Annotated in this window: 1 protein-coding gene; it reads right to left on the bottom strand. The window is 70.4% G+C overall.

Going from position 1 to position 4,846, the window contains the following annotated elements; genetic code table 11:
* Nucleotides 1–4,709: EndoU domain-containing protein (locus tag ABZZ20_RS35360; protein WP_356876879.1), on the bottom strand; the 4,709-nt coding region annotated here is incomplete at its 3' end.
* Nucleotides 4,710–4,846 lie beyond the last annotated feature (137 nt).

Here is a 4,846-nt window from a genome sequence, read left to right on the forward strand (position 1 = left end):
ACATCAGACAACACCGGCTGCCCCAGGCGGACGTCCACCGCCGGCTCCGCACCAGACCCGGCCCCAACCCGCCGCGCCGCCGACCGCGCGCGGACCCACTCCCTCGCATCGAACGACTCGCCCAGCTGCCGCAGCCGCAGCAACTCCAACCGCAACGCCTCGTACTCAGCCCTGAACCGCCCCACGCTCCTAAAACCCGGTCCAGTCTTTTCGCGCACATATCGAGTCACTAGATCGTGATGGGATCCGGTCACCCCGGCCACTGCGACACCCGTACCCAGGACGGCATGCAGCTTCTGCACAAGCACCGGAGCGGAAGCGTCAGCCCCAGACGGCCACTCATCCGCCCTGGACGCCTCCAATTCAGCCTTGGACAATCTGGCCCTGAAGCCTGCGCTCGGATCCCGCTGCCCTGAACCGACGCTCCCCGCGCCCGCATCGACGTCGGGCTCTTCACCCGGCAGTAGCTCCCCCAGGTTCGGCAGGGCCCCGTCCGCGGACTCCACGAGAGCGCCAAGAGATCGAGGGCTGCCATTGGCGGGACCGGCCCCGGCGGAAGCGGCGTTCGACCCGTCCGGATCGTTCGGCTCCAACAGCCGCTGTCTCCTGGCCGCGGGCTGCCCGTCCCCCACGGACTCCACCCGGGCATCAACGGCACGAGTGCTGCGGGTGGCATCAGGACCGGCCCCGGCAAAAGCACCCGCGACAGACGCCTGCGCCACATCGGCGCCCCCAGTCCCCGCACCCGGCGTACGGACCCCGCCAACCGCCCCAATCGGCCGAGGCGTTTCCAACAGCGCCGCGGCCACGGCCGCGGCCGACCCGATCGCTTCCCACCCCTCTGCGTGCCCCTGGTCCGCTGCCACACCCTCCATCTCCCAAGACGACAAGCCCAGATCGTCCACCATCTCCTCGTCCATCACGGACGGCTCGCTGCGCGTCCCGTCCTGGGAACCCGAGCCGGGAGACAGGCCGAACACCTCTGCCGAAAGGTCCAGCTCGTACATGTCGAACTGCCCGCCGTCCGGCGCCGCCATGCCCGCCGCGGCCGGCGTCGGCCCCGCTTCGGACCCAGCAGGCGGTGTCAGGGGAGAGGTGGAGCTTTCGTCGGTGTTCACCGGCGAGTCGTCGCGGGCCGTCGGGTCGGGTTCACTGAGCGTGGTGGGCTGGCTGAGCGGATCCGCCAGGCTCAGGGCGTGTGTGATGGCTGCTGCCCCCCTCACCGGGTCGGCATCCCAGGGCACCGCCCATGCGCCGATCCGCGGGGCGGCGCTGTCCAACACTTGGGCGAAGTCGCGGAACTCGCCGGTGTCCGGCCGCACGCCCAAAAGGAGCGACAGGCCGTCCACGGTCTCCTGGTCGGTCTTCGGATCCGGCCGGACCGGAACCACGTGGTGCGCCGCCCTGGAATCCTCGACCCGGGTCAACGACACCCGGACCAGCGGCGCCCCATTCGCGCGCGCCACGCCGCCGTAGACTTCGGCCACTGTCGCCCGCAAGCGATTCCAGAGTTCGCTCACCCGGGCGGGGACGGTGCCGGGCTCGGCTTCCAGGCGGATCCGGACCGAGACGTCAAAGCCCCGCTGTCCATTGGCCAACAGCACGTGCCGGACATCGAAGCCGTACTGCCGCCCGCCGCGGGTGAACGTTAGCGGCACGGCGGCCGTCTCGCCGGTCGGCTTCTCCTGAGGCCATCCGCGGTGGGGCCGCACCTGCAGGTTGAGGGCCTGATCGATGGCCGCCCGCCCCTCCACCGGGTCGGCGCCCCGGGGCAGCAGCCATTCGCCCGCAGGCATCCCCTGCTCCAACCCCCGGGCGAAGTCCTTGAGCGCGTCGGGGCTCGTCGGCAGGCCCAGGAGAGCCGGCAGGCCGTCCACGATTCCGTTCAGGTTCTCCGGGGTCGCGTCCTTCGGCTTCAGGTCCACGGGGACCACGTGGTGCGCTGCCCGGGAGTCCTCGACGCGGGCCAACCGGACCAGCGGTGTCCCGTACCCGCGCGTGATGCCGGCGTAGACAAACTCCGCCTTCGCCTTCAGGAACAGCCAGAGAAGGTTCGTCACGGCGGGTGTGGTGCCAGGCGCGGCGGCCAGGTAGATCCGGGCCGTGAGGTCGAGACCCCGTTGCCCGTCGGCGAACAGCACACGCCGGACGTCGACACCGTGCTGGGGCCCGCCGCTACCGAACGTTACCGGCACGGCGGCCGTTTCTCCGATCGGCCTCTGCTGGGGCCATCGGAGGTGGGGCTGTACCTGCGTGGGCCGGTAGGCGACATGCTGGCCGTCCCGGACCAGGCCCTCGATGCGGATACCCCCGGCCTCGCCCACCCAGTGGTGGGTGCGGTCACGGCCGGGCAGTTCCTGGTACGTACCCGCAGCGACGGCCGCGGCGTGCGCCTGCTCCACGGCCTTCAGCAGAGTGCTCGGTGACCACACATTGGGGAACATGACGTGCTCGGACCCGTCCCGGTGCAGGATCCAACGGGTGGGATCGCTCCCCCGTGGGTCGCCATAACGCAGCGCCGGATCGAGGAACCAGACATCGGCCTGGTACGTGCCGTTGTCGTGCTCCTCGCCGGGCTCGATGTGCATCCCGTGGTAGTACTCCTGGCCCGGCTTGGGCGCGTGGTGGGCGCCGGTGCGGGTGCGGCGGTCGCCGTACCTGGCCACGTCCTCGACCCGCTGGCCGAAGCCCGGGCTCGAGCCCGGGCCCGCCTTGGGAGCCGACACCGGTGCCGGCACGTAGGCCGGGGCGGGCTGGTCAGGCTGATCGTCGGAGGGCCGGAATCCGGTGAACGAGCCGTGGCGCAGTTCCCCCTCGATCCGCACACCGGCGTACTCGCCGACCCAGTAGTAGACACCGCGCCCGCCCACGATGGGGGGGGTGGGAGGCTTCTTCTCGGACAGGGGATGCCGGCGCGGGGTCCGGGTGAGCATGTCGTGCTCGCGCAGGGCATGCAGGTACGCCTGCTCGGCCGCGTAGACGGCGTCATCCTCGGTCCAATAAACGGGGAACATCATCTGTCCCCGCTCCGGCTGCTTCGGCCGAACGTGCAGATCGCCAGCCGCGGAGTCCAGCCGGTCCGCCGGCGCGACCGCCCGCGACAGGCTGCCCGGCTCCCGCCCCGGGGCCAGACTCTCGTACTCGGCACGGTACGTCCCGTTGGGATTGGCCTCCTCCAGCCCGACCGGCCGCACACGATCCGATATGCCACTCGGCGGCAAATAGCCACCGCCCCCGACGCCGGGCTCCCCGTACAACACCGCTGTACGGGTGTCCACAGGGAAATGGGCACGAGCCGGCAGCCCGTCCTCCCGTGAAAGCGTGTCATCGGCATAGAAGGCCGCCCCGCCGTCAACCCGGAGACGTGCCGTGCCCTGAAGAGACTCCACCGCAGCCCCCAGCTGGCGCAGATGACGGGGCGGAAGCCACCACCGGTCCGGGCCGGTGCTCGGGTCAAGGCTGGGATGGTCGACGTCCAGGTCCGGACGTCCCCTGCCGTCCACCTTCATAGGGCCGGTCATCAAAGCCCCGTCCTGATAGATCGGGCGCGCGCCGAAGGCGTGGCTCTCGCGGTACTCGTCGTCCAAACCCAGCAGATGCCCCACCTCGTGGGCCAGCACATCGGGGCTGAGATCGGGATGCCAGTTCTCGTAGTTTGCCCGCCTGGAGGTGGCGTGCACATGGACGACGTGGTGAGCGGCGGCATGGGGATCCGACACCATTTCCAGATCGACCCGGAACAGGTCTCCGTTGGGAAGCCGGGAGCCGCCGTTGTACCGCTCGTCGACACCGCTCTGGGCTCTCTGAAACAGCTGGCTGAACTGTTCCTCGGTGACCGACGCGCCGTCCGCGGGCACCAACCGTATGCGGACCACCAGCCGGGTTCCGAACTCCCCCAACGGCAACCGGTACCGCCGCGCCTCGAAACGCCTGTGGCAGAGCGGGGACATGTAGCCGTCAAACTGGGGCACCAGCTTCCGCCCCTCCTCATGGTTCCAACGGGGGAGCTCGTCCTTCTCGTAGTAATTCGACCAGTCCTTCGGCCACTCCACCAGCTCCTGCGGAGGCTTCACCTCGCCGCGCCAGATCTCAACCCCACCGGCAAGCGCCCACCCGCCAGGGCGAGACGGCGGCGTCCCCAGCTCGCCGCCATCCACCGCGTCCATATTGTTCGTGTCGGTAAACTCACCCTGTGGCCGCGGTCGCTCGCCGGGGACGTCGGCGATGTCTTCCATGTCGGAGCCGGATGCCGCCTCCTGCACCTCGACCCTCGTGTGCTGCCCGCGAACACCGTCATCCCGCCTACGCTTGGGCGCCGGCCGGCCACTGTTCGACGCCTGAGCCATCGAGACCATCAAGCCATCGGAGGCACCGGCAGCCAAAGCGGCCACATCCGCGGCAAACGGCAAAGCTGCCGCCCGTCCCTCCAGCGTGCCCGTCGCGCCCGCGCCAGGACCCGCCGGTCCCCGGCCAACAGATTCGATCGGTTCCGCCGTGGCGGACCCGGCAACCCGCGGCGCCACACCCCCCGCCCCGTCAGCCGGCGCCGCTTCAGACTCCGGCTCAACGTCCTCGATATAGAAGCTCGCCGCAGGCCGCACGTCGGGGTCCACCGGTTCCCCTGCCTCCTCGACCCCCTCCATGGAACCCATGGACACGCCCTGGGCCGTGGCCGCCGCGGTCGTGTCCACCGTCTGGATCGGCTCCACGAACCGCTGTGCTCCGGTCGCCTCGTCCGTCTCCAGACGCTGCTGACGATCGGACTCCGGATCGTCAGAGGTGTTCCGAACGGGCCGAGATGTGGTGGCGGGGCCGGGCGTGGTGGCCGGCTGCGGGGCAGCCGTAC

Origin of the sequence: Streptomyces sp. NPDC006430 (genome assembly GCF_040612395.1) — a bacterium.
Lineage (GTDB): Bacteria > Actinomycetota > Actinomycetes > Streptomycetales > Streptomycetaceae > Streptomyces.